Below are 25,368 nucleotides of genomic sequence, written 5' to 3' on the forward strand. Positions count from 1 at the left end.
CGGCCGGGACGCACGCGGCCGGCGCCCGAGAGGGAGGCCCATGCCCCTGCTGACACGGATGCTGACCGCGCCGCTGTCCATCGACGTCCGGCGCGGCGCCGTCGCGGCCCTCGGCGAGCTGCTCGCCGACCGGCGCATCGCCACCGAGGGACGCGTCGCCATCGCGGTCGGCCCCGGCCAGGGCGAGAAGATCGCCGAGCACGCCCGCGAGTCGCTGGCCGCCTGCGAGGTCTTCCAGGTGGAGGGCGGCACCGTGGACGCCGCCGTCGCGCTCGGCTCGCGGCTGCGCGCCGGTTCGTACGAGGCCGTCGTCGGGATCGGCGGCGGCCGCACGATCGACGCCACCAAGTACGCGGCGACGCTGTCGGGCATCCCGATGGTGTCGGTCGCGACGAACCTGTCGCACGACGGGATCTGCTCGCCCGTCGCGTCCCTGACGCACGAGAAGGGCAAGGGGTCCTTCGGCGTCGTCATGCCGCTGGCGATGGTGGTGGACCTCGACTACGTCCACGCCGCGCCGCCCCGGCTCGTCCGGGCCGGGATCGGCGACGTCGTCAGCAACTTCTCCGCCGTCGAGGACTGGCTGCTCGCCGCCGAGCACTGCGGCGAGAAGGTCGACCGGATGGCGCTGACCGTCGCCCGGACCGCCGCCGAGGCGTTGCTGCACCAGCCGGGGACGATCGACTCCGACCGGTTCCTCACCGTCCTGGCCGAGGGGCTGGTCCTGTCGGGACTCGCGATGTCGTTCGCGGGCGACTCGCGGCCCGCGTCCGGCGGCGACCACGAGATTCTCCACGCGATCGACCAGCTCTACCCGAACACCGCGAACCACGGGGAGCTCGCGGGCATCGGCGCGGCGTTCTGCTTCCACCTGCGCGCGACGCGGCTCGGGGACGGCGCGGAGCGGCTCGCGGAGATCGTCGCGTGCCTCGACCGGCACGGGCTGCCCAAGCTGCCCGAGGACGTCGGGCTGACCGTCGAGGAGTTCACGACGGCCGTCCGATACGCCCCGCGCACCCGCCCCGGCCGCTATACGATCTTGGAGCATCTCGACCTCGACGAGGCTGCGACCCGCAAGGCGGTGGAAGAGTATGTCCAGGCCCACGGAGGCTGAGCTGCCGGAGCGCGAGACGCCGGACGACGGCGGCGAGCCGCGTCCGCCCCGCCGGGCCGCGCGGGTCGCCGACATCCGGCGGCACGGGCAGCCGCCCGGCCTGAAGGACCGCCGCAACGAGGAGCACTGGGCGGGCCGCATCTACATGCGGTCGCTGTCGCCGTACTTCGCCTGGGCGGCGCTGCGCCTGGGGTTCTCCCCGAACCAGCTCACGTACCTGATGATGGTCTGCGGCGTCCTCGCGGGCGCCGTCGTGTCGCTGCCCGCCTCCGGCACCGGCGCGCTGTGGACGGCGCTCGGCGGCGCCGTGCTGATCCAGCTCTACCTGCTGCTCGACTGCATCGACGGCGAGGTCGCCCGGTACCTGCGGCAGACGTCCGTCGGCGGCGTCTTCCTCGACCGGATCGGGCACTACCTGTCGGAGGTCGCACTGCTCACCGGCCTCGGCTTCGCCGCGCAGGGCGGCTGGGACACCGGCGGCTACGTCGAGCTGGGGCTGCTCGCCGCGCTCGGCGCGGCGCTGATCAAGGCGGAGACCGACAACGTCGTGGTGGCGCGGGCCAAGTCGGGACTGCCCGCCGACCCGTCCGGCGGCGACCGGGCGCTGCGGCCCCGGTCCACGCGCATCGCGCTGGCCCGGCAGGCCGCCTCGATGCTGAAGTTCCACCGGATCATCGGCGCGGTCGAGCTGTCGCTGCTGATCGTCGCGGCGGCCCTCCTGGACGTCGTCCTCGGGACCGACACCCCCGCCGCGACGCGCGTGCTGACCGTGGCGGTCGCCGTGGTGGCGGTGCTGCAGACGCTGCTGCACCTGATCAGCATCCTCGCCTCCCGCAGATTGAAGTGAAAGGCGCGCAGTGACCCCGCAGGACCAGATGGAGAACGCCCCCGCGCGCGACGGCGGACTGCTCAGCGTCGTCGTGCTGACGATGGGCAACCGCCCGGTCGAGCTGGCGCGCGCGGTGCGCAGCGCCCTTGAGCAGGAGCACGTCGAGGTCGAGGTCGTGCTCGTCGGGCAGGGCGTCTCCGGCGACTGGCGGCCCGGCGACGACCCGGTGTTCGACGACAAGCGGGTGGTGCTCGTCCGGCTGCCCAAGAACGTCGGCATCCCCGCGGGGCGCAACCGGGGCGTCGAGGCGTCCTCGGGGGACCTGATCCTGTTCCTCGACGACGACGGCTGGTACCGCTCGCCGCGCCTCGGCGCGCACCTGCGGGACCGGTTCGCCGCGGACCCGTCGCTCGGCGTCGTGTCGTTCCGCGTCCGCGACCCCGAGGGCGGGCGCGGCGAGCGGCGGCACGTCCCCCGGCTCCGCGCGGGCGACCCGGAGCGGTCCTCGGCGGTGACGACGTTCCTCGGCGGCGCGTGCGCGATGCGGCGCAGCGCCTTCGACGCGGGCGGCGGCCTCCCGGAGGACTTCTTCTACGCCCACGAGGAGACCGACCTCGCCTGGCAGGTCCTGAACGCGGGCTACCACATCGTGTACGACGCGGCGGCGGTGATGTACCACCCGGCCGTCCTGCCGACGCGGCACGAGATGTTCTACCGCTACAACGCGCGGAACCGCGTGTGGCTGGCCCGGCGGAACCTGCCGTGGCCGCTGGCGCTGACGTACCTCTCGGTGTGGGTCGCGATGACGGTCCTGCGCGAGCGGAAGCCGAGCGCGCTCAAGCCGTGGTTCGCCGGGTTCGCCGAGGGCTGGCGCAAGCCCGCCGGGCCGCGCCGCCCCATCTCCTGGAAGACGGCCTGGCGCATGACGCGCACCGGCCGCCCGCCGATCATCTAGCGCCGCGGCCCGTCTCAGGCGGTCAGTTCGGTGAGCCAGCGGTCGTCGGCCGTCAGGACGTGCAGGTACTGCGTGGCGCGGGAGACGGCGACGTAGAGGACCCGCAGGCCGCGCGGGGACTGCTCCGCGACCGTCTCGGGGGCCGCGATCACCGCCGCGTCGAACTCCAGGCCCTTGGCCTCCAGGACGTCCAGGACCTGCACGCGTTCGGGGAAGCCCTCGGCGAGGCGGGCGCGGGCCGCCTCGGTCCAGGCGTCGCCGTCCGGCAGCGGGACGATCACGCCGATCGTGCCCTCGACCCGGTCGAGCAGCGCCTCGGCCGACGCGCGGACCGCCGCCGCCAGCCCGTCGGCCGGAACCCGGCGGATCTCCGGCGCGATGCCCGACGTGCGGACCGCGCGGGCGGGCCGCGCCTCCGGCAGCGCGAGCGCCAGCACGCGCGCCGACACCGCCGCGATCTCCGTGGAGTTGCGGTAGTTCGTGGTCAGCTCGTACTCGTGCCGGGTGCGGCGGGCCGGTTCGCGGCGCGCGCCCCGGCGGCGGTTCTTCGACCCGGTGCCGCCGCCCAGGGCGGCGTCCATCGCCCGGCGGGCCGCCGCCAGGTCCTCCCAGGCGCTCTGCGCCGGGTCCTCGACCACGGTCCAGCTCGCCTGCCTGCCCCGGCGGCCCAGCATCCGCCACTGCATCGGGGAGAGGTCCTGCGCCTCGTCCACGACGACGTGCGCGTACTCGGGGCGCTCCTCGACCACGCCGTCGTCCACCCGGCGGGCGCGTTCGAGCCGTTCGATCGACGTCGTCAGCTCGCGCATCTCGGGTTCGGCGTCGTCGTCGGCGACCTGCTGGCCGGTGAGGATGTTCACGCCGTCGACCACGAACGGATCGTCGTCGTCGGCGGGGCGGCGGGCCGGGCGGGGGAGCGGGCCGAGCAGGGCGTCCAGCTCGTCCAGCAGGGCGACGTCCTGGTAGCTGGCCCGGCCCGGCAGCGCCGCCCACGACTCCGCGAGCGCCGGGACGTCCGCGCGCGGGACCTCCCGGCCCGCCGCGCGCCGCAGCCGGCCGGGATCGGCGAGAGCGGCGAGCACGTCGAGCGGGCGGCGGATCGGCCACCACGCCTGGAGGAAGTCGGTGAACGCGCGCTGCCCCCGGACGCGGGCGTCGAAGTCGGCGCGGCTCCCGGCGGCGGGCGCGGCGCGGCCGCCGGACGGCCCGTCGATCTCGCCCAGGCCCTCGGCGGCCAGCAGCGCGCCCCACACGGCGGAGCCGTCGTCGGCGGCGTCCCGCGCGGCGGCCTCCCGGCCGCCCGCAGCGCCGAACACCGCCCACAGGGCGTCGAGCAGCGCGGCGGCGACGCGGCCGCGCGCGCCGTTCACCGCGCCCCGGTTGCGGCGGTGCAGGTCGGCGCGGAGCCGGTCGAGGCCGGGGCGGTCCAGCCGGACGACGATGCCCCGGTAGACGACGCGCAGCTCGTCCGGCGCGTCCGGCGGCTGGTCAGCGACGGCGCGGCGCAGCACCGCCGTCATCTCCTCCGCGCCCTTGATCCGCGCGACGGCGGGCGCGTCGTGGACGGACGCGGTCACGCCCGGCACGAGGTCGCCGAGGGACCGCAGCGTCGCCGAACCCTCGCCGAGCGACGGCAGCACCCGCTCGATGTAGGCGGTGAAGCGGCGGTTCGGGCCGACGACGAGCACGCCCCGCGACCCGAACTTGCGGCGGTGGCGGAACAGCAGGTACGCGACGCGGTGCAGCGCGACGGCCGTCTTGCCCGTGCCGGGAGCGCCGCGCACCAGGACGGTGCCGTCGGCGGGGGCGCGGATGACCTCGTCCTGCTCGCGCTGGATCGTCGCGACGATGTCGCGCATCGCGCCCTCGCGCGTGCGGGCGAGGGACGCCAGGAACGCGCCGTCCCCGACGACCGTCAGTCCCTCGGCGGCGTCGGGGTCGAGAAGGTCGTCCTCGATGTCCACGACCGCGTGGCCGCGCGAGTGCAGCACGCGGCGGCGGATCACGCCGCGCGGGTCCTCGGGCGTCGCCCGGTAGAAGTCCTCGGCGGCGGGAGCGCGCCAGTCGATGACCAGCGAGTCGTGCTCGCCCGTCCGGACGCCGATGCGGCCGATGTAGCGGACCTCGCGGCCGTTCTCGATCCGCGCGGCGGCCTCGGACGGCTCGTCCCGGTCGCGCGGGACGAGGTCGAGGCGGCCGAAGACCAGGCCGTCGTCCGCGACGTCGAGGGCCTGGGCGCGCAGCGCCGCCTGGTGGACCATCGCGTCGCGGTCCACCAGCGAGCCCTTGGTCCCGGCGAGCGACTGCCGGTACCCCTCGCGCAGCAGGGCCTGGGCCTCGGCGCGCATCTCGTCGAGCCGCGCGTAGGCCCGGTCGACGTACCGCTGCTCGGCGGCGATCTCCTGGTCCTTGACCGGGGACGGCATGGCGGGCTGCTCCTTGAAGACGGGAAGGGGACAGCTTATTGCGTCGCCCCCGCGCCGTCCGTCAGGAGGCGGCCGCGGCCTCCGCCTCGACGGCCGCCTTGATCCGGGCGAGCGTCGTGCGCATCCCGGCGCGGTTGCGCTCGGCGCGGTCGGGCGCGGCGACGCCGGTGAAGACGCGGCCGAGCAGGGAGACCAGGCCCGCGCCGCGGTGGTCGCGCCGCAGGTCCTCCCAGTACTCGGCGAGGCGGACCGAGCCGCCGCCGATGTCCTCCACGCGGTAACCCCACAGGGCCACGGGCAGCCCGAAGCTCGTCACGCGGAACGCGTAGTTGCGGCCCGGTTCGGCGACCGTCACGCGGCAGTCGGTGAACCAGACCCGCGCGCCGATGCGGTTGAAGCCGGTGAACTTCCGGCCGCCGCCGCGCACCAGGACGGCGAACAGCTCGGGACTCCACTCGCGCATGCGGCGCGGATCGGCGACCGCCGCGTACACCGCCTCGGGCGGGGCCGCCACGACGACGCTCTCCTCGGCCACCCACTCGCGTTCCATGACGGTCCTCCTCCGGGGGTCAGCGCAGGTGAGCGTACTGCCGCGCCCACTCGGCGTACCAGTCCGCGTACCAGGAGCCCGGCGGGGCAAGCGGCAGGACGTAGGTGACGGTCTCGGCGTAGTAGCGGCGCTGGAAATCGGGCGGCATCTGCTCCAGCCGCTGGACGTTGCTGATCCGGTCCGCGAGCTTCACCTGCACGGCGCGCGGCGGCGCGTCCCGCAGGCGGCGCAGGTACGCGGCCTTCGCGGCGCGCTTGGCCTGCCGGCCCGGCCCGGTCGCCGGGGGCTTGGTGACCCAGTCGACGAGCTCGGCGACGTCCGCGCCGAAGCGGGCCTCGACGTCGGAGACGGTCGCGGACGTGTCCTCCACCACGTCGTGCAGCAGCGTCGCGGCGAGCACGCCGTGGTCGGTGACGCCCGCGCCGACGGCCTGCGCCTCCAGCGCCTCCAGCAGGTGCTCGACGTACGGGGCACCGGTGGGGCGGGTCTGGTCGCCGTGCCAGGCGAGCGCGGCGGCGGCCGCGTCGTCGAGGGCGGCGGGATCGACGGGGAGTGCGGCGCGGGCGTCGTCCCACGTCCGCCACGAGGTGAAGATCCGCATGCGCGGCTCCCTGTTGGATCGGGGCGTGTCGCGCTCGGCGCGCGCACAGGGCAGGCTGGAGGCTCGGAGATTTCTCGCCGCAAACGGTACGGGAGGGAGGCGGCGGTCGTGGCGCTGCGCCGGTTCCCCCGCGGGCCCGCGCGCAGGCTCCCGGTCCGCCGCGGGCTGGTCGCCGGGCTGCTGGCCGTCGCGCTCGGCGTCGGGGCGGCCGCCTACTCGGTGGACCGGTTCGTGCTCGGCGCGGAGTGGTGGCAGGTGCGGCACTCGGTGACGGACGCGCCCGTCCGCGCGCAGCTCGACCTCGGGCCGCCGCCGGGGCCGCTCGCGGTGAGTTGGGAGCGGTCCGAGCGCGTTCCGTCCGGCGGCGCGGGCGCCGTCGCCTACGCGGTGGCGGACGGGCAGGCCGTCGCGGTGTCCGGGCACGGCCTCGACGTGCGCGACGCCCGCACCGGTGCCGCCCGCTGGGGGTACCGCCGGATCGGCTGGACGCTCGCGGCGTGGGCGACGACCGGGACGCGGATCGTCGCGTCGTTCGTGCGGGGCGACCGGCGCGGCGACCGGCAGACCGTCGCGTTCGACGCGCTGTCGGGCGGCGTCCTGTGGCGGCGCTCGGGCGACCTGCCCGCGTCGGCGGCGCGCGAGACGCTGCGCTGGCCCGCCGGGTCGGGGAACGTCGTGACGACCGGGCCGGACCGCGCCGAGCTGTACGGCCGGTCGGCGGCGACGGGCGACCGGCGCTGGACGCTGCCGCTGCCGCGCGGCTGCCGCCTGTTCGAGGACGCCGCGCAGGCCGCCGACGCGACCGAGACGATCGTGGCCGTCGCGCTGGACTGCGCGGGCGGCGGGCGGCTGCTGGCCCTCGACCCGGCGACGGGCCGGTCCCGGTGGGTGCGGGACCTCGGCCCGGGCGGCGCGCCGCAGGTCGCCGTGCGCGGCGGCGCGGTGCTCGCGGCCGACGGCACGGCGCTGCGCGCGTTCGCGGCCGACGGGTCGACGCTCGCCGTGTGGAAGGGCGACGACGTCTGCGGCGACACGATGTGCCCCGCCGTGCTCGTGGACGGCGGGCCGCTGATCGTCGCCTACCAGCCCGCCGCCGACGATGACGGCGACGGCACGCGGTCCGGGCGGATCGAGGCCGTCGATCCCGGCTCCGGGCGCTCGCTGTGGCGGCGCGACGCGCCCGCGTACGCGGCGCTCGCGGCGGCGGGCGGCGCGGTGTACGCCCTGCGGCCCCGGCTCGCGGACGCGCTGCTGCCCGCCGGGATCGACGTCGTGTCGCCCGGGGACGGGTCGGTGCGGCCGGTGCCCGCGCCGTTCGTCCTCGACCCGGCGCTCGACGGCGTCCGCCCGTGGCTCGCGGCGGCGGGCGGGCTGCTGTACGCGGCCGTGCCGGAGGCCGCGCCCCGGCCGACCGGCGCGGCGCGGCTGGTGGCGCTGCGCGGCGGCCAGGAGCGGGTCGGCCCCGCCGAGCTGGGCGGCGTCCCGCCGCACGACTGGCCGGACGCGTGCGCGCTGCTCGGCCGCGCCGACCTCGCGGCGGTGCGGATGCCCGCGCACCGCGTCGCGGCGGAGCACGTCACGGTCGGCGGGACGCGGCTGCCGCGCCCGGTGTCGTGCCTCTACACGCCGAAGGAGCCCGCGAAGGGCGCGCCCGCGGGCGGCTGGGGCGAAAGTCCGCTGCTGGTGTCGGTGCGCTGGGTCGCCCCGGACGGGGGCGCGGCGTCGGGGATGCTCGACGCGCTGCAGGCGGTGCAGGCGCAGGCGCGGCGGCGCGGCGACGTGGGCGCGGACGAGGCGTACGAGCTGGGTCCGCTGTCCGGCACGGTCGCGCTGCGGGTGGACCGCACGGTCGTGGTGGTGCAGGCCGCGCGTCCGCAGGGCGCGGCGGTGCGGCTCGCGCGCGCGGTCGCGGCCCGGCTGCGGGCGATGGACGCGCCGCGGACCGGCCGATCCGGCGACCCGAAGAAGCAGCCGCGAGACCCGGCCCGGGATCTACCGCGAAACGCGGCCCCGAGCATGGCGGCGGACGGTAGGAGCCTTCCAGCGCGGCCTGGGGAGTCCGGTTAGCGCCGATGGGAGGCGCGCGGTCCGGATGAACGAGCTCGGCGGCACGGGAGTTCCGGGGCGGACCGAAGAGCCAGGCGACGGCGCACGCTTCGCCGCAGCGCAGGCGGACGGGCCGCCGTGCCGGGCGGAGTCCGGCCGAGTTCGGCGGCGGAGCGCGTCAGACCGCGCTCGCCGGGCTGTCGGCCTGCGTGCCCGGCTCCGCGAGCGGCGCGCGCCGGACGGCCGGGGCGGCGGCCTCCGCCGCCCACGCCTCCAGGTGCGCGACGAACGACTCGGCCTGGAGAGGCCAGTGGTACTTCGCCAGCGCCGTCTCGTGGCCGCGCTTGCCGCAGCCGACGCGCAGCTCGTCGTCCGCGCACAGCCGCCGCACGGCGTCCGCGACGGCCACCGGGTCGCCGTACGGGACGACGATCCCCGCGCCCGCGTCCTCGACGAGCGCCGCGGCGGCCGGGTTCGGCGTGGTGATCACCGGCAGGCCGCGCGCCATGTACTCGACGACCTTGGTCGGCATCGAGTGCCGGTGGTTGGGGTTGTCGTGCAGGAGCGCCAGCCCCGCCGTCGCGCCCTCGGCGATCCGCAGCGCCCGGTCGTTCGGGACGAACCCGTACCAGCGGACGACGCCCGTGCGCTGGGCGTCGCGCAGCGCGGGACGCACGTCGGGGTCGGCGGGGCCGATCAGCTCGACGGTCACCCCCTCGGGCGCGAGCAGCCGCGCGGCGGCGATCATGTCGTGCGCGCCGCGCGCGGCCGACAGGTGCCCGACGTGGACGACGCGGCGGTCGCCGGGCGGCGCGGGCGGCAGGTCCGGCACGTAGGTCGTGTTGGGCACGACCGGGTGCGGGCCGCGGAACCGCTCCCGGTACGCCTCCTCGGCGAGCAGCAGCCGGTGCCGCCGCTCGGTCCGCAGCTCCACGTGCCGGACGAGGGGCCGCAGCAGCGGCACCAGCGGCCTCGGCAGCCAGCCCTTGCCCGCGAGCGCGGCGGCGGTGTCCTCGTGGACGTCCCACACGACCGTGCGGCGGCGCACCGCGCGCGGCAGCCCGACGAGCAGCTCCGGGTCGTGGAGCAGCACGATGTCGGCGTAGCCGGCGTGCTCGGTGAGCGCGCGGTGCGCGGCCCGCACCGCCGCCGCGCGGTGGCGGCCGGTCGCGCGCGGCACGTCCACCGGGCTGACGCGCCGCCACGGCGTCGCGTTGCACGCGCGGAAAGGCGCGATGTAGGTGACCTCGTGACCGGCGTCGAGCAGCGCCCGAATCTGCCGGTGCAGGATTCTGGCGTCCTCGGGGTGATGCACGACCGTGCAAACGCAGATCCGCATTCGCCTCACTCCGGGAAAAGTACGATCAATCGTTGATCCGGACTCTTCGCGATTGTCGGAAATTTCTCGCAAAGAGGGTGTGTCCGGCAGGTGGACGGCGCCGGAAGACATGACCGTCACAACATTTCCACCGTCGGCTCGGAAAGGCCGCGCGTGCGGCCCCGCGTGTCGAACAGCAACCGGGCGTCGCGGGCGAGCGCGTCCGGGTCGTACTCGCGGTGGTCGGTGAGGACGATCGCGAGGTCCGCGCCGGCGAGGCCCTCCGCCAGACCGACGGCCGGAACGGCCGAGCCGTCGACCTCCCAGTCGCGCACGTACGGGTCGTGGAAGACCAGCTCCGCGCCGAGCCGCGCCAGCCGCCGCGCGACCGGCCGCGCCGGGGACTCGCGCTGGTCGGCGATGTCGGCCTTGTAGGTGACGCCGAGCAGCAGCACCCGCGAGCCCTTCAGCGCGCGCCCCTGCTGGTTGAGGAGCTGCTGGGCGCGTTCCGCGACGTAGCGCGGCATCCGGTCGTTGATCTCCTGCGCCAGTTCGACGAACCGGAACGGGTAGCCCAGCGAGCGGACCTTGTACGACAGGTAGTTCGGGTCGATCGGGATGCAGTGCCCGCCGACGCCCGGCCCCGGCCGGAACGCCTGGAAGCCGAACGGCTTGGTGGCGGCGCAGTCGATCGCGTCCCACAGGTCGATGCCCAGCTCGTGGCAGAACACCGCCATCTCGTTGACCAGGGCGATGTTGACGTGCCGGTAGGTGTTCTCCAGCAGCTTCGCCATCTCGGCCTCGCGCGTGCCCCGCGCCTGCACGACACGGTCCACGAACCGCCCGTAGAAGCCGGCGGCCGCCGCGGCGCACGCGGGCGTCAGCCCCCCGACGATCTTGGGCGTGTTGCGGACGCCGTACTCGGCGTTGCCCGGGTCGATGCGCTCCGGCGAGAACGCCAGGTGGAAGTCGGTGCCCGCCGACAGGCCCGACTTCTCCAGGATCGGCCGCACGACCTCGTCGGTCGTTCCTGGGTACGTGGTCGACTCCAGGACGACGAGCGCGCCGGGCGCCAGGTGGGCCGCGGCCGTCTCGGCCGCCTGCGTGACCGCCGACAGGTCGGGGCCGCCGTCCGGCGACAGCGGCGTCGGCACGCAGATCACGATCGTGCGCGCCTCGGCCAGGACGGCCTGGTCGGTCGTCGGTGCGAAGCCCGCCGCGAGCATCGCCGCGACGTCCTCGGCCGACACGTCGTCCACGTGCGAGCGGCCCGCCCGCAGCCCCTCGACGACGGCCTCGCTGCGTTCCAGTCCGGCCGTCGACAGCCCCGCCGCGCACGCCTCGCGGACCAGCGGGAGCCCGACGTAACCGAGCCCGATGACTACGAGATCCACCGGGCACCTCCTTTCACGGTTCTTGCGATCACCCGGAAATTCCGGTCTCCACTTTCGGACGTTAGATCACGTCTCTTCGGTTCCGGCCCCCTCACCTTGCGATTTCTCCGGTTGTTCACCTTTCCGCCACGCCGGGTTCCGTTCCTTCGCGACGGGTGGTGGCATCACTTGGTATGAACGGGTGAAATGCCGGATGACTGCGAGGAAGAGGCGATGACAGAGAACGGTGCCGGAGCGCGCGACGGCGGGATCGTCCTGCACGTCCTCGGGGCGCGCCCCAATTTCGTGAAGGCCGCGCCGGTGGTGCGCGCGCTGGAGGCGCGGGGGGCGGCGCAGGCCGTCGTCCACACCGGCCAGCACTACGACGAGCGCATGTCGGAGGTGTTCTTCACCGAGCTGGGCCTGCCGGAGCCGGACGTCAACCTCGGCGTCGGGTCGGGCGGCCACGCCGCGCAGACGGCCGCCCTGCTGACCGGCCTGGAGGCCGAGTTCCTGCGCCGCGCGCCGCGCCTGGTCGTGGTGTACGGCGACGTGAACTCCACGATCGCCGCCGCGCTCGCCGCCGCCAAGATCGGCGTGCCGGTCGCCCACGTCGAGGCCGGGCTGCGCAGCTTCGACATGACGATGCCCGAGGAGGTCAACCGGCGGGTCACCGACCAGCTCTCCGACCTGTGCCTCGTCACGAGCCCCGAGGCGGTCGGGCACCTGGCGAACGAGGGCGTGGCCGTCGAGCGCATCCACTTCGTCGGCAACCCGATGATCGACACGCTGCTCGGCAACCTCGCCCGGTTCGACACCGCCCGCGCCCGCGCCGAGCACGCCCTGCCCGACCGGTACGTGCTCGCGACGCTGCACCGGCCCGCGAACGTCGACGACCCGGCGACCGCCGCCGACCTCGTCGGGCACCTGCACGGCGTCGCGGACCTCGCGGACGTGGTCATCCCCGTCCACCCCCGAGGCCGGGCCGCGCTGCTGGCCGCCGGGCTGGACGAGCACCCGCGCGTCCACGTCCGCGAACCGCTCGGCTACCTCGACTTCCTCGCCGCCGTGCGCGGCGCGGCGGCCGTCGTCACCGACTCGGGCGGGCTCCAGGAGGAGACGACCGTCCTCGGCGTGCCGTGCCTGACCGTCCGGCCCAACACCGAGCGGCCCGCCACCATCACCCACGGCACCAACCGCCTGGTGACGCCCGCCGAACTGGTCCCCGAGGCGCGCAAGGCGCTCGCGGCCCCGCCCGTCCCGGCGAACCGCCGCCCACCGCTGTGGGACGGGCACGCCGGACCCCGAATCGCCGACGTGATCATGGAGTTCGTCCGTGGCTGACCGTTCCGACCTGCCCGACGACCCCGCCGCCGAGGCCGCGCGGGAGCGCCGCAGGGCCGCCCGGCTGCGCGCCCTGCTGAAAGACCGCGAGCAGCGCCTCGGCGAGCTGGAGCGGCGGCTCGCCGCGCTGGAAGGGTCCACGACCTACCGCTTCGGGCGGATCGTCGCCTCGGCGGCGCGGGCGCCCGGCAAGCGCGGCGTCCGGCTGCCGCGCGAGCTGTACCGGCTGTGGCGCGACCGGAACGCGCCCGTCCGGGCAAACGGGACGGGCGGCCGCGACACCGCGCGGTTCGACGAGCCCGTCCGCGCCGAGGACCGCCTGCTCGTCGCGACGCCGCCCGCCGGGGAGGCGGTGCGCGGCCCGATCGTCGCGGGCGTCCTCGGCCCCGGCACCGCCGACGCCCTCGCCGAGCACGCCCGCGTCGTGCCGGTCTCGCCGCACGACGGGCGGGTCGTCCTGGCCGACGCCGACCTGGACGCCCTGGTCGTGGACGCCGCCGCCGGCGCGCCCGGCGGGCCGTGGGCGTACCTCGGCGTGCCGGGGCAGTTCGACCGCGACCGCGCCCTGGCCGACCTGCGCCGCGTCGCCCGTTCGCGGAACCTGCCCGTCCTGCTCTACCGGGCGCCGGACGTCCAGGTCCCGCCCACCCTCGCCGTCCTCGACTGGGACGCCACCGTCACGAGCCCGTCCGGGCTCACCGCCTACGACCCCGACCACCAGGAGACCCCGTGCGACCCACCGAGCACACCCGGCGACCGCGCGCCCTCGTCTACGGCGATGTCGATCTGAACCTGATCGACGGATCGGCCGTCTGGGCGCAGGGCATGGTCCAGGCGCTGGCGCGTGCCGGATGCGCGGTGACGCTCGTCCTGAAGGCGCCGGTGCGGACCGGGCGCCTGGTCGACCCGCTGCGCGCGCTCCCGGGCGTCACCGTCCACAGCCCGCACGCGGCGGGCCGCATTCCGGCGAAGGTCCCGATGCCGCCGCGCTGGGCCGCCGCCGTCCTCGGCGAGCTCGACGCCGCCGACCCGTTCGACCTCGTCGTGGTGCGCGGCCGGACGATCGCCGCGAAGCTCGCCGCCGGGCCCCTCGCCGGACGGCTGTGGACGTACCTCACCGACATCCCCCAGTCGGCGGACGAGATGACCCACGCGGCGGCCGCCGAACTCGGCCGGATCGCGGACGCCTCGCGCCTGCTGCTCTGCCAGACCGAGGAACTGCGCGGCTTCCTGGAGGCGGCCGTCCCGGCGACGGCGGGCAAGAGCGAGCTGTTCCCGCCCGTCGCGGTGCTGCCCGACCGGATCGTCCCCGCGCAGGACCGGCCCGTCACGGCCGACCGGCCGCTCCGGCTGGTCTACACGGGCAAGTTCGCGCCCCGATGGAACACGCTGGAGATGACCCGGCTGCCCGCCCTGCTGGCCGAGCGCGGCGTCGCCGCCGAGGTCCACATGGTCGGCGACAAGATCCACGAGGACCCGGACGACCCGTCGTACGCGGCCCGGATGGAGAACGCGCTCGCCTCCGCGCCCGGCGTCGTCCGGCACGGCGGCCACCCCCGCGCCGAGGCGATGCGGATCACGGCGGGCTGCGACATCGGCCTGTCGTGGCGGCACCCGGCGCTCGACGCCGGCCTTGAGCTGTCCACGAAGCTGCTGGAGTGCGGACTGCTCGGCGTGCCCGTCGTCGTCAACCGGACGCCCATGCACGAGCGGTTGTTCGGCGCGGACTACCCGCTGTTCGCCGCGACCGAGGACGACGTCGTGGACGTGCTCGCGTCCGTCCGCGCCGACCCCGACCGGTACGCGCTCGCCGCCCGCCGCTGCCGCGCCGCCGCCGAGGGCTTCACGCTCGACGCGGCGGCGGACCGGTTGCGCGGCTGCCTCGCCCGGGTGTTCCCCGAGCCGTCCGACGCCGTCCTGGCCGCCGCGCCCGGCGGGCACAAGCTGCGCGTCGGCGTCGCCGGGCACGACCTGAAGTTCTTCACCCGCCTGCTGGACTACCTGCGGTCCCGGCCCGACATCGAGGTCCGCGTGGACCACTGGGCCGCGCTGAAGGCGCACGACCCCGAACGCGGCCGGGCGCTCATCGAGTGGGCGGACGTCATCGTCTGCGAGTGGTGCGGGCCGAACGCGCTCTGGTACGCCGAGCGCAAGCGGCCCGGCCAGCGACTCCTCGTCCGGCTCCACCGCTTCGAGCTGTACGCCGACTGGCCCAAGCAGCTCGACATCGACGCCGTGGACCAGGTGATCTGCGTCAGTCCGCACTACGCGGACCTGACCGTCGCCACCACCGGCTGGCCGCGCGAGAAGGTCACCGTCATCCCCAACTGGGTGGACGACACCCAGCTCGACCGGCCCAAACTCGCCGGAGCCGAGCACCACCTCGGCATGATCGGGATCGCGCCCTCGCGCAAGCGCCTCGACCTCGCGCTCGACGCCGTCGAGGACCTGCGCCGCGACGACCCGCGCTTCGTCCTGTTCGTGAAGTCGAAGCTGCCGTGGGACTACTGGTGGATCTGGCGGAAGCCCGAGGAACGCGCCCACTACGAACGGCTCTTCCGCCGCATCCGCCGGTCCCCGCTGCTCGCGGGCGGCGTCGTCTTCGACGCGTACGGCCACGACGTCGCCGCGTGGCTGCGGCGCGTCGGGTTCGTCCTCTCCACCAGCGACGACGAGAGCTTCCACCTCGCCCCCGCCGAAGGCATGGCGTCCGGGGCCGTCCCGGCCCTGCTGGACTGGCCCGGCGCGGACACGATCTACGACCGCCGCTGGATTCACGCCACGACGTCCGCGATGGCCGACTCGATCGCCGCCTCGGTCGCGGGCGGGACGTGGGAGACCGACCGCGCGGACGCCCGCGCCCAGGTCCGCGCCGCGTACGGGCTCGACGAGGTGTGCCGCCAGTGGATCGACCTCATCGCCGCCGCGAAGATCAACGATGCGGTACCGGCGGTTTGATCATGTGACCCGCGCCTATAGCCTTTCGAACGTGGGGGAGGAGAAAACCACCGGATCGGGTTCGACGACGCTGCGTGCCGAGGGCGCGCGCCGGTCGGCTCCAGACGGACCGGGCCGTCCCGCGCCCTGGTGGCGCGGACCGTACGCGGTGCTCGTGGCGTGCGTGCTCCTGTGGGCCGTCCTCGTGACGGTCCGCCACCAGTGGGCGGGGGACTTCCGGCTCCATCTGGCGACCATCGACGGATTGCGGCGCGATCCGCTGGATCCCCGCGATCCGATGGTCGGAGCCGGTGAGGGCAGCCCGTACTACTCGCCCTACACGGTGTTCCTCGCGTTCGCCGGATGGGGCGTCGGCGCGCGGACCGTGCTGGAGATCGCGGGCCTCGTCAACATCGCGTTGCTGCTCACCGGTTTCTGGCGGCTCGTCGGACGCCGGGCGGGAGCCTTCCCGGCGGTCCTCGCCGTGGTCTTCACGCTGCTGCTGTGGGGCACGGAGCCGCGCGACTGGAGCGGGTTCCTCGACCTGTACTCGCTGTCCTGGACGCTGACCTACCCGAGCACGTTCGCCACGGCGCTGATGCTCCTCACCTGGGATGTCGCGCTCTCATGGCTCGACCGCCCCGGCGGATGGCGGCGGCCCGCGCTGCTCGCCGCGCTGTGCTGGGTCATCGTCCTCACCCACCCGTTCACGGCGATCAACACGGTGATCGGCCTCGTCGCGTTCGCCCTGTGCCACTTTCCCCGCCTGCGGTCCGCGCTCACCTGGGCTTCACTGCGCTGGTTGCTGGCGGCGGGCGCGGTCGCCGTGGCGGCGGTCTTCGTATGGCCCTGGTCGGACATCACGACGCTCCTCGGCGCTTCCGGCGACTTCTCGGAGATCCACCGCCCACTGATCGACGACATCACGCGCGACTGGGGACTCCCCGGCTATCTCTTCGCCCTCATCGGTCTGCCCGCCCTCTTCTTCGCCGGGCGGCGGCCGCTCGGCCGTGAACTCCAGGCACTGTTCGCGGGCGCGCTGCTCGTGCTCGCCGTGGGTGTCCTGGTGCTCGGCAACTACGGCTACGGGCGCGTCATACCCGCCGTCCTCCTGCCGCTGCACCTAGCCCTCGCCATCCGGCTCGGCACCGCGACGCGGCGCGTTCCGGCGCGGGTCGCGTACGGGGTCGCGACGTTCGTCGTATGCCTCGCCGGGCTCGACGCCAACGCGGGCGGCCTGCTTCGCGCATGGGATGTTTCGTACGATGTCCTGAAAGATTGGAACGTTCACACGAAGGTCCAGACGCCGTACGACGCGCTGGCCCGCGACATCCGGCCGGGCACCGTCGTCATGACGAACGTCAACTGGGCGGGCCGGGTCGTGAACGCTCACGGCGCGTACACCGTCAGACCGTCTTGGCCCTACCCGTTCGTGAACGAGCAGGAGCGGCGTGACGACGTCGCCGCCTTCTTCCGGAAGACCGCATCTCCCGCGGAGCGGAGCCGCATCGCGGACCGGTACGACGTCTCCTGCGTCCTCGCCGCACGGTCCACCGCGCCGATGAAGAAGGGCGCTCTGCCCGGCTTCGATACGCGGAAAATGTCCGGGAAACAAGTACTCGTCTGCCGTCGCGCGTAATGCTTCATCTCGCGTACACGCTCGGTAGGCTCCCAACGTGAGGCTTCGCCGTTCCCCCCGACTCCCGGTTGCGCGATCGGCCGGTGAGGGACGTGGCCGCCTTCTGCGGCACCCCGTCCGCGCGGCTCTTGGAGCGACGCGCTTCGCCGGCTGGCACCTGCTCGCCATAATCGTTCTTGCCGGCGGCATCGCTGTCCGTACCGTCGCCGTCCTCGGATACCCAGGGGCGCTGTGGTTCGGCGACTCCTACCATTACCTGCGCGACGCCACCCAGCTCACGCCCGGTGAACTACGGCCGAGCGGCTATTCGTTGTTCCTCTGGCTCTTGCGGCCGCTCCACAGCCTGACGGCCGTCCTCGCCGTGCAGCACGCGCTCGGAATCCTGTTCGGGGTCATGGTCTACGCGCTGGTGTGGCGCGCGGGCCGCGCCGCCTGGCCGCTGACGGACGGCTCCGGCCTGCTGGGGTGGCGGCACTGGCTGCCAGGTCTCGTGGGCGCGGTGCTCATCACGCCGATCGTCCTCCCCACCCACGAAATCTCGCTCGAACACGGTCTGTTCGCCGAAACGTTCTTCACGTTCCTGTTGCTCACCGCCTTCCTCATGGTGTTGTGGAAACGCCGGATGCCGTGGTGGGTCGGTGCCCTCGCCGGTCTCCTCATAGGCGCGTCGGCCGTCACGCGTACGCTGGGGCTCCCGTTCATCGCGTTGCTGTTGCTGGGCATGCTCGTCCGCCGCGCGGGCTGGCGCGCGATGGTCGCCGCGACCGTCGCGTTCGCGGCCCCGGTCGTCGGCTACATGTTCTGGTTCCAGTCGGTGTGGGGCGACTTCGCGACGTCGAAGGCGAGCGGCATCTTCCTCTACGGTCGCGTCGCGGAGTTCGCGGACTGCGCCGTCATCAAGCCCGACGCGCGGCTCGCGGCGCTGTGCCCCAAACACACCGACCCGCGCATCTCCGCGGCGTACTCGGTGATGTGGGCGCACGACTCGCCTTTCCGCGGGATGCCCGACGCGCAGACGAACAAGGAGAACAACGAACTGGCGAGCGAGTTCGCGCGCGAAGCGATCCTCGCGCAGCCCGGCGACTACATCCGCGTGGTCGTCAACGACACGCTTCGCTGCTTCAAATGGGAGCGCACGTTCTACCCGAACCCGTGGACCCAGCGCTCCTACGTCTTCCCCGTGGGCGAACGGTGGCCTGACTCCCAGCGGGTGCTGGCCGAGCAGTACACCGGGAACGACAGCGGCGAGAGCCGGGTCGTCCAGCCGTGGTCGGGCCGCATGCTGCGCTACCAGGCGCACATCTGGATGCCTGGAACGATCCTCGGAGCGATCTTCCTTGCCGCACTCGTCGTGCCGCTGTTCCGGATGCGCATCCCCGGCCGTCGACGGAACCGCCGCGCGCTGCTGGACTGGATCCAGGGGCCCATGATCCCGTGGGGCGTCGGACTCGGACTGCTCGTCGTCCCTGCCGCGACGGCGGATTTCGACTACCGGTACGTGCTGCCGGCCGTTCCGTTCGCGTGCCTCGCGCTCGGCCTCGCGCTCCTGACGCCGAAACGGTCAGAGGCGGCCATCGCGGAAGCTCGGCCGGCCGCCGCCGAGTCCGCCGAGCACGCTGGAGACGCCGAAGCCGCTGTGATCGGCGAGGCCGTCGAAACCATCGAGCCCGCCAAGACGGTCACGGCCGTTAAGTCCGACGCGACCACCAGCGCCACCGAACCCGCTGAAGAGGCGGACTTCGGCGAGACCGCCGAGCCCGCCGGAACGCCTGAAGCCGCCGACCACTGACGCACCTCGGAACTCAGCCGGGTGTCTTGACCTTTTCGCCGAGGAACAGGCCGCGGACGGCGCGTTCGGCGGCGCGGCCGTCGTCCCAGGGGCAGAAGCGCGCGCGGAAGTCGGCGCGGGCGGCGTGGGCGGGGTCGTCCCAGACCGCGCCGGAGGTGAAGGCGTCCGCCAGCTCGTCCTCGGTGCGGGTGACGACGCCGGGCGCGGTCGCGGGCAGGTCGAAGTAGACGCCGCGGGTCCGCCGGTACGCGTCGTAGTCGTCCACGTGGACGACGATCGGCCGGTCGAGGTTGGCGTAGTCGAACATGACGGACGAATAGTCCGTCAGCAGAACGTCGGAGGCGATGGCCAGGTCCTCGACCGAAGGGTGCCCCGACACGTCCACGACCTGGTCGTGGACCGGGCCGATCGAGTCCGCGAGGTCCTCGTCGCCGTAGAAGTAGTGCGCGCGCAGCAGGAGCACGACGTTCGGCCCCAGCCGCTCCACGAACCGGCCGATGTCGAACATCGGCCGGTAGCCGCGCTGGTACTCGCGATGCGTCGGCGCGTACAGGATCGCCGTCGCGCCCTCGGGCACGCCGAGTTCGGTCCGCAGCCGGGCGCGTTCGTCGTCGTCCGAGCGCACGAGCCGGTCGTTGCGCGGATACCCGATCTCCCACATCTCGTACTCGCAGGGGAAGACCCGCCGCCAGACCTCGCTGGAGAAGGGGTTGGAGGAGATGAGGTAGTCCCAGCGGTCCGAGCGGCGCATGAGCTTCCCGAAGTGCATGCCCTTGGCGCCGACGGGGTAGTCGCGCTGGTCGAGGCCCATCACCTTGAGCGGCGTCCCGTGCTGCGTCATGAGGTGGACCTGGCCGGGGCGCTTCACGATGTGCCCGGGGAAGTTCACGTTGTTGATGAAGTACTTGGCACGCGCGATGAGCCGGTAGTAGGCGGGCGACCCCGCGACGACGTGCTCCACACCGGGCGGCAGGCCGCCGCGCTCGCCCGCCGCGTCCGGCCGCACGACCCACACGCCGCGCACGTCGGGGGCGAGTTCCCGCGCCTTCTCATAGATTGCCGCGGGATTGCACGAGTAGCCGCGGTTCCAGTACGCCGCGTACACCGCGAGGTGCTCGTCCACGGGGCACCGCCGCCGCTCGACGCCGTAGTAGCCGAGCTTGAGCCGCCGCTTGACGCGCGTCGTCCGGCGGCCGACGCGGCGCGTCAGGTCGCGGTTGCGCGCCTCCCGGCGTCTGCGGGCGTCCGCGCGGTCGAGTGCGCGCCGGTAGGCGTCGTGGTCGCCCGCGGCCACCGCCGCGACCGCCGGGTCGTCGGCGGTGACGTGCCCCTCCGGGCGGTGGGACCGGTAGAACCGGGCGACCTTGGCGAAGAACGCGGGCCGGTCCTCGTCGGGCAGGCGGTCGCGCTTGCCGAGGATGACGAGCAGGTGCCAGAGCGCGCGGTCGAACATCAGCGCGCGGAACGGCTCGGTGGCGGGCGTCCGGTCCATGAACGCGAACACCCGCTCGTACTGCGCGAACACGTCGAAGTGGCGGCGGCCCGTGGTCCGCGTGATCGCGCCCCTGCGCCGCTGCCGGTACACGTAGCAGACCCGGTCGAGCAGGCTCACCCGCTCCGCCGCCATGAGGACGGGATACGTGACGTTGAGGTCTTCGTAGTAGCCGCCGCTGAACCGGAGCCCGAGTTCGAGCAGCAGTTCCCGCCGGATCGCCCGGTTCCAGGCGGTCATCATCAGTTCGAGCACGCTGGGGCGGTCGACGGGGGAGAAGACGTCCGGTGCCGGCGGCTCCCGGAACAGGCGGTTCATCTTGTTGCGTTCGAAACGCCCGGTCCAGTAGGACCGGGCGTAGTCGAACAGCAGCACGTCGGGCTCGGTCGCCGCGAGACGGGCCAGGATCGCCGGGACGGCGCCCTCGGTCGCGTAGTCGTCGCTGTCGAAGAACCAGAGGTAGTCGCCCCGGGCCAGCTCCAGCCCGACGTTGCGGGCTTCGCCGAGGCCGACGTTGTCGTCGAGGTGGACGACCCGCACCCGCCGGTCGCGCGCCGCGTACTCGTCGAGGATGGCCCCGCAGCCGTCCGGAGACGCGTCGTCCACGGCGATCAGTTCCAGTCCTTCGGCGTCCTGGACGAGCAAGGAGTCCAGGCACTGCCGAAGGTAGCCCTGAACGCCGTGGACGGGCACGACGACACTGAGGGTCGGAGCGGGAGAGCGGTCGAATTCCATGAGAACGCCAATCGGACGACATCGTCGGATGGATTCCGGGCGGCTTTCCGATGGACCCTCCCCGCGGGGGACCTGACGAGCGGGGTCGCGGTGGGGCTGTCAGCCGGTGCTGGCGACCGGCGTGCCCTCCTCGATCGGGAGTTGGGCGCGGGCGTCGGCGATGCGCCGGTCCAGCTTGGTCATCGACCGGCTGTAGTCCTTGGTGGAGAGCCAGAACTTGTAGATGATGATTAGCTCGAACGTCAGCATTCCGGCGGCCGACAGGGCGGTCACGGGGATGATCGCGCCCGGGACGGCGGCGGCGATCAGCGGGGCGACGATGAACACGCCCATCTGGAACTCGATGCCGCTGATCAGGTGCGGGCGGATGCGGCCGCGCAGCAGCGCGTTGCGGATGCGCGCGTACCAGGGGAAGCGCTTGTTGAAGCCCTGCTGGAGCGCGACGTTCGGGTTGTCGCCGACGACCTGCTCCTCCATGTCCGCCTCGGGGTCGGGCTGGAGCCCGGTCGACTGGAACGCGTCGTGGAGCGTGCCCGTGACGGGCTCCTCGCCGTTGCGCCGCCGGACGGCGAGTTCCAGCTCCGCCGCCTCCTCCTGCGCCATGCGCATCTTGCCGCGCATCTGGTTGCGGACCTTGTAGATCTCCAGCGCGTCCATGTACCGGAGCATGTCGAGGAACACGACGGCGACGGCGGCCCAGATGTAGGCGACATTGTCCGTCCGGGCGTACTGCCCGCCCATCAGGGCGCAGGCGCAGGCCAGGACGCGGACGCGGTCGAAGATGTAGTCGAGCCAGGCCCCGAAGATCGACCCGGTGCCCTTGAGCCGCGCGATCTTGCCGTCCATGCAGTCGAGCGTGAACGACAGGTGGTACAGCAGCGCGCCGATCAGCAGGTACGGCCAGGTCGCGACGGTGAAGCACGCGCCCGCGGCGAGGCCGAGGAGGAGCGCGCCGACGGTGAGCTGGTTCGGAGTGATCCGGGTGCGGTTGGCGGTGAAGCGGACCAGCCGGGCGGCGAGCGGATCGACCAGCATCACCGTCCACCACGCGTCACGCGCTTTATACGTTCGTTGCCGAACGTCATCGAGCGTGAAGTTCGCCATGAAAAGCTGTCCTTTCTCCGTGCCGAGAGGCATCCCCGGTCGCCGAGCGCGCGAACCTCAAGAATGTTCACGCTTCCCGGCATGCGGCGCCCACAGCCTGCGTGTGCGGGGGTTCTCGAAACGCCCTGTCGATGGTAACGGGTGACCGGATTCGGCCTTCGGCGTTGTCGCCGAGTTGTGACTAAAAGTGCCAACCGGTGCCAACCGGGCGAACCCGATGGGCGTCCGGTGCGGGCTGGCCGGGACGGCGGGACCGTTGGCACGGTCCCGCCCAGGTCAGGCGGGCGGGTACGGGCGTCCGCCGGGCGCGGACGGCAGCGAACCGGCCGGTTCGGGCGCTCCCGGCCCGGCCGGGACGTCCGGCGCGGAGCCCTCGGCCGGAGCGGCGTGCTTCGGCTGCCGGGTCGTCGTCAGCGCGGGCTTGCGCAGCCGGGTGAACGCCCAGGTCATCTTGGGTTCGAGCGCCCAGCTCATGCACTTCACGACCGGCTTGGAGCACAGGAACGTCCCTACGGCGGCCGCGCCGACGAGCACCGCGACCATGCCGGGGACCGTGTGCATCCAGTCGGACCCCCACCAGCCGGTGAACTGGAGCAGCCGTGTGACGAACCCGTGGAGCAGGTAGGCGTACAGCGTCGTCGCGCCGAGACCGGTGAACCATGTCCGCCGCTGCGGGACCAGCGTCAGGAACGCCGCGACGAGCAGCACCGCCGCCGCGAACATTGCGAGCCGCATCGCCGTGCCGGTCACGTTGTCGACGCCGAACGAGCTGTTCGGGCTCTTCCAGTAGACCCACGAATGGGCCATGTGGTCCTTGGCGACCCACGCGACCGCGAGCCCGCAGACCATCACGACGATTCCGATGGCCCGCGCCTGCGGTTTCTTCAGCATCTCGAAGTGGTCGGGCTTCAGCATCAGGCCGAGCACGTAGAACGGCAGGAGCCCGATCACGCGGTGGATGTCGAAGGTGCTGCCGAGGTGGCTCATGTACGACAGCAGCGAGAACACCAGCGCCACGGCGAGCGGCCACCGGATCTGCTGCCAGACCGGCGTGGACAGCCGCCAGAAGAACAGCGCGCACAGGAACCACGTCAGGAAGTACGGGTCGAGGAGGCTGATCTCCAGGTGGTGGCGGCCCGCCAGCCAGTCGTACAGCGAGTACGCCGTCTCGAAGACGACGTAGGGGATTCCGACGTTGGTGATGAGCTTGCGGGCCTTGCCGCCCGCGAACGTCCAGTTCCGCGAGAAGTAGCCGGTGATCACGATGAACAGCGGCATGTGGAACATGTAGATGAAGATGTAGAGGCCCTTGGCCACCGGCACGTCGAGCAGGTTGGCCAGGGAGTGCCCCATCACGACCAGCAGGATCGCCAGGAACTTCGCGTTGTCGAAGAACGGGTCCCGCTGCTTGCGGGGCCGGGGGGCGGTCGGCGCGCCGCCGTCCCTCGCCCGCTGCGCCGCGTCCGGACCGCCGCCCTCGCCCGGCCCCGGCGGGGCGTGCGCCCCGGTCGCGGCGGGGACCGCGGCATCCGGCGTCTCGCCGGGCCACGGGCGTCTGGGCTGCGGGGTGGCCGATGGCCTGGTGTCGTACGTCATGGGCTGTGGAGCCGGCTCCTCATCGGTACGTTCCGGCCGTCACCGCCGCACCGTCCCGTCTTCGGGCCGGCCGCGGGTCAGGCGCCCTTGCAGATGTCGTCGCTCGCCTTGACCTCGTCCCGCTGCTCGGGAATCCCGCCCCCGGCGCCCTTCAGACCGCCCCAGTCGCGGCCGATGATCAGGCCGACCGACCCGGCGGCGGCGGACGGGAGCGCCTTCGGCGCGGGCGCGTTCTGGATCTGGGCGGCGAGGGTCTGGGCCTGCTCTTCCGCCCCAGCACCGTACACGACCTTGGTCGTCGCCGTGCTGGAAGCGTTGCCCGTGCCGCTGATCTGGAAGCCCTTGGTCCGCAGGTCGGAGGCGACGCGGTTGGCCTGACGCGGCGTCCCGCTGCCGTTGTAGACCCGCACCGTCACCTGGCTCGGCGGGACCTTCGTGGCCTTGGGCTTGGCCTCGGACGGGACGGTCTTGTCGTTGCGGACGGCGGAGAAGAAGTCCTGGGCGCCCGACGACAGGATGACGCGGTTGGTGTCGGCGGGGTCCGGGCCGGACGGCACGGTGACGAACCGCAGCTTGCCCGACGACAGGCCGGACATGCTCTGCGCGAGCTGCATCATCGTGCCCTCCTTCAACTCGTCGTCCACCACGAGACTCTTGGTGGCGGCGTTGATGAGGGGGACGAGCTTCGTCGGGTTGCTCAGCGTCCCGGCGCTCAAAACCTTGTTGGCCAGCGCGCCGATGAACTTCTGCTGGCGCTTGATGCGCTGCGTGTCGGAGCCGTCGCCGAGGCCGTGCCGGGCGCGGACGTACGCGAGCGCCGTCTCACCGGAGATCTTGTGCGTGCCGGCGGACAGGTGGAGCTTGGAGTCCTTGTCGTTCACCGCGTTCGGCAGGCAGACCGGGACGCCGCCGACGGCCTTGGTGATCGTCTTGACGCCGGTGAAGTCGACCTGGACGAAGTGGTCGATCTTGATCTGCGTGAGGGCTTCGATCGTCTTGATCACGCAGGGCGCGCCGCCGTTGGTGAACGAGGAGTTCATCATGGCCCGGCTCACCGCGGGAGTCTTCTGCCCGTTCCGGCCCGTGCAGGACGGGATGGGGATGAGGAGGTCGCGCGGGAAGCTGATCCCGATGGCCTGCTTCCCGCCGGGGGAGAGGTGCATCAGGATCATCGTGTCCGAGCGCGGCGGCTCGTCCTTCATGCGCCTGCCGTACTTGGCGTTCTTCCCCGAGCGCGTGTCCGACCCGAGGACGAGGATGTTCATCGCGTTGTTGAGCTTCTTCGGCCGGTTGGGGCCGATGGCAGCGTTGACGTCCTCGTGCGCGATGTTGCCCAGCGCGTGGCGGTAGATGCCGTAGGTGGTGAGGGCACCCGCCACGGTGACCACCGAGAGGCCGACGGAGATCCAACCGAGGACGCGCCAGCCACGTCGACGAGTCGCCGGTTCGGGATCGGCGTCGTCGACGTACTCCATGTACATCGGGTTGTTGTTCATCGGCTCCGAGTGGGACGGGATCGC

General features: G+C 73.3%; 18 protein-coding genes. 9 read left to right on the top strand and 9 right to left on the bottom strand.

The window, feature by feature from the left end; all coding sequences use genetic code 11:
• Positions 1-40: 40 nt before the first annotated feature.
• Genes G339_RS0100465 through G339_RS0100475 form a run of 3 tightly spaced genes read left to right on the top strand, consistent with a single transcriptional unit; the run spans position 41 to position 2,898 of the window.
• Positions 41-1,114, top strand: coding sequence for an iron-containing alcohol dehydrogenase family protein (locus tag G339_RS0100465; protein WP_019629110.1), 1,074 nt, complete (start codon positions 41-43; stop codon positions 1,112-1,114).
• Positions 1,092-1,961, top strand: coding sequence for a CDP-alcohol phosphatidyltransferase family protein (locus G339_RS0100470; protein WP_019629111.1), 870 nt, complete (start codon positions 1,092-1,094; stop codon positions 1,959-1,961). Before G339_RS0100465 ends, G339_RS0100470 begins: the two co-directional genes overlap by 23 nt.
• A 28-nt stretch (positions 1,962-1,989) precedes the next feature.
• Positions 1,990-2,898 (top strand): glycosyltransferase, encoded by a 909-nt coding sequence (locus G339_RS0100475; protein WP_026341014.1) that lies wholly within the window; start codon positions 1,990-1,992, stop codon positions 2,896-2,898.
• Positions 2,899-2,912: 14 nt separating this feature from the next.
• Here the strand turns inward: G339_RS0100475 and G339_RS0100480 are convergent, their stop codons facing one another.
• The 3 genes from G339_RS0100480 to G339_RS0100490 all read right to left on the bottom strand — a co-directional run bounded on the left by G339_RS0100480 (position 2,913) and on the right by G339_RS0100490 (position 6,475).
• Positions 2,913-5,324, bottom strand: a complete 2,412-nt coding sequence (locus G339_RS0100480) for a HelD family protein (RefSeq protein ID WP_019629113.1) — start codon at positions 5,322-5,324, stop codon at positions 2,913-2,915.
• Positions 5,325-5,385: 61 nt separating this feature from the next.
• Positions 5,386-5,874 carry an SRPBCC family protein gene (locus tag G339_RS0100485; RefSeq protein ID WP_019629114.1) on the bottom strand — a complete coding sequence of 163 codons (489 nt, stop codon included), beginning with the start codon at positions 5,872-5,874 and terminating at the stop codon, positions 5,386-5,388.
• A gap of 19 nt (positions 5,875-5,893) precedes the next feature.
• Entirely contained in the window at positions 5,894-6,475 is a 582-nt protein-coding gene (locus tag G339_RS0100490) for an HD domain-containing protein (protein WP_019629115.1), read from the bottom strand.
• 108 nt (positions 6,476-6,583) lie between these two features.
• Between G339_RS0100490 and G339_RS0100495 the strand changes: the two genes are divergently transcribed.
• Positions 6,584-8,542, top strand: a complete 1,959-nt coding sequence (locus G339_RS0100495) for an outer membrane protein assembly factor BamB family protein (protein ID WP_019629116.1) — start codon at positions 6,584-6,586, stop codon at positions 8,540-8,542.
• A gap of 157 nt (positions 8,543-8,699) precedes the next feature.
• Here the strand turns inward: G339_RS0100495 and G339_RS0100500 are convergent, their stop codons facing one another.
• Complete coding sequence (locus tag G339_RS0100500; protein WP_019629117.1) at positions 8,700-9,860, bottom strand: glycosyltransferase; 1,161 nt, start codon at positions 9,858-9,860, stop codon at positions 8,700-8,702.
• 116 nt (positions 9,861-9,976) lie between these two features.
• The gene (locus G339_RS0100505) at positions 9,977-11,233 is read right to left on the bottom strand and encodes a nucleotide sugar dehydrogenase (RefSeq protein WP_019629118.1); all 1,257 of its coding nucleotides are present in this window, start codon (positions 11,231-11,233) and stop codon (positions 9,977-9,979) included.
• A 213-nt stretch (positions 11,234-11,446) separates the two neighbouring features.
• On the opposite strand from G339_RS0100505, the gene wecB reads away from it, so the two are divergent.
• The 5 genes from wecB to G339_RS32055 are packed head-to-tail and all read left to right on the top strand — an operon-like array spanning position 11,447 to position 18,921.
• A complete protein-coding gene (wecB, locus tag G339_RS0100510) occupies positions 11,447-12,556 on the top strand; it encodes a non-hydrolyzing UDP-N-acetylglucosamine 2-epimerase (protein ID WP_019629119.1) in 1,110 nt (369 codons plus the stop codon).
• Complete coding sequence (locus G339_RS0100515; RefSeq protein WP_019629120.1) at positions 12,549-13,346, top strand: hypothetical protein; 798 nt, start codon at positions 12,549-12,551, stop codon at positions 13,344-13,346. The genes wecB and G339_RS0100515 overlap by 8 nt, the downstream gene beginning before the upstream one ends.
• The gene (locus G339_RS0100520; RefSeq protein ID WP_019629121.1) at positions 13,286-15,514 is read left to right on the top strand and encodes a glycosyltransferase; all 2,229 of its coding nucleotides are present in this window, start codon (positions 13,286-13,288) and stop codon (positions 15,512-15,514) included. Before G339_RS0100515 ends, G339_RS0100520 begins: the two co-directional genes overlap by 61 nt.
• Positions 15,515-15,545: 31 nt before the next feature.
• The gene (locus G339_RS0100525; RefSeq protein ID WP_157407223.1) at positions 15,546-17,132 is read left to right on the top strand and encodes a hypothetical protein; all 1,587 of its coding nucleotides are present in this window, start codon (positions 15,546-15,548) and stop codon (positions 17,130-17,132) included.
• A gap of 37 nt (positions 17,133-17,169) precedes the next feature.
• The gene (locus tag G339_RS32055) at positions 17,170-18,921 is read left to right on the top strand and encodes a hypothetical protein (protein ID WP_157407224.1); all 1,752 of its coding nucleotides are present in this window, start codon (positions 17,170-17,172) and stop codon (positions 18,919-18,921) included.
• A 13-nt stretch (positions 18,922-18,934) separates the two neighbouring features.
• On the opposite strand, the gene G339_RS0100535 is transcribed toward G339_RS32055, so the two are convergent.
• From G339_RS0100535 to G339_RS0100550, 4 genes are all read right to left on the bottom strand, one after another.
• Positions 18,935-21,148 (bottom strand): bifunctional glycosyltransferase/CDP-glycerol:glycerophosphate glycerophosphotransferase, encoded by a 2,214-nt coding sequence (locus G339_RS0100535; RefSeq protein WP_019629124.1) that lies wholly within the window; start codon positions 21,146-21,148, stop codon positions 18,935-18,937.
• A gap of 99 nt (positions 21,149-21,247) precedes the next feature.
• The gene (locus G339_RS0100540; protein ID WP_019629125.1) at positions 21,248-22,183 is read right to left on the bottom strand and encodes a CDP-alcohol phosphatidyltransferase family protein; all 936 of its coding nucleotides are present in this window, start codon (positions 22,181-22,183) and stop codon (positions 21,248-21,250) included.
• A gap of 345 nt (positions 22,184-22,528) precedes the next feature.
• Positions 22,529-23,848, bottom strand: coding sequence for an acyltransferase family protein (locus tag G339_RS32060; protein ID WP_019629126.1), 1,320 nt, complete (start codon positions 23,846-23,848; stop codon positions 22,529-22,531).
• A 77-nt stretch (positions 23,849-23,925) separates the two neighbouring features.
• Positions 23,926-25,344: an LCP family protein gene (locus G339_RS0100550; RefSeq protein WP_026341015.1), complete on the bottom strand. Its 1,419-nt coding sequence runs from the start codon at positions 25,342-25,344 to the stop codon at positions 23,926-23,928.
• Positions 25,345-25,368: the final 24 nt, after the last annotated feature.

The sequence above is a fragment of the Actinomadura atramentaria DSM 43919 genome (genome assembly GCF_000381885.1).
GTDB classification, from domain to species: Bacteria; Actinomycetota; Actinomycetes; order Streptosporangiales; family Streptosporangiaceae; genus Spirillospora; species Spirillospora atramentaria.

Coding starts and splice junctions, on each gene's coding strand:
- G339_RS0100465 (WP_019629110.1), top strand. CDS start 41: ATGCCCCTGCTGACACGGATGCTGACCGCGCCGCTGTCCATCGACGTC.
- G339_RS0100470 (WP_019629111.1), top strand. CDS start 1,092: ATGTCCAGGCCCACGGAGGCTGAGCTGCCGGAGCGCGAGACGCCGGAC.
- G339_RS0100475 (WP_026341014.1), top strand. CDS start 1,990: ATGGAGAACGCCCCCGCGCGCGACGGCGGACTGCTCAGCGTCGTCGTG.
- G339_RS0100480 (WP_019629113.1), bottom strand. CDS start 5,324: ATGCCGTCCCCGGTCAAGGACCAGGAGATCGCCGCCGAGCAGCGGTAC.
- G339_RS0100485 (WP_019629114.1), bottom strand. CDS start 5,874: ATGGAACGCGAGTGGGTGGCCGAGGAGAGCGTCGTCGTGGCGGCCCCG.
- G339_RS0100490 (WP_019629115.1), bottom strand. CDS start 6,475: ATGCGGATCTTCACCTCGTGGCGGACGTGGGACGACGCCCGCGCCGCA.
- G339_RS0100500 (WP_019629117.1), bottom strand. CDS start 9,860: ATGCGGATCTGCGTTTGCACGGTCGTGCATCACCCCGAGGACGCCAGA.
- wecB (WP_019629119.1), top strand. CDS start 11,447: ATGACAGAGAACGGTGCCGGAGCGCGCGACGGCGGGATCGTCCTGCAC.
- G339_RS0100535 (WP_019629124.1), bottom strand. CDS start 21,148: ATGGAATTCGACCGCTCTCCCGCTCCGACCCTCAGTGTCGTCGTGCCC.
- G339_RS0100540 (WP_019629125.1), bottom strand. CDS start 22,183: ATGCTGGTCGATCCGCTCGCCGCCCGGCTGGTCCGCTTCACCGCCAAC.
- G339_RS32060 (WP_019629126.1), bottom strand. CDS start 23,848: ATGACGTACGACACCAGGCCATCGGCCACCCCGCAGCCCAGACGCCCG.
- G339_RS0100550 (WP_026341015.1), bottom strand. CDS start 25,344: ATGAACAACAACCCGATGTACATGGAGTACGTCGACGACGCCGATCCC.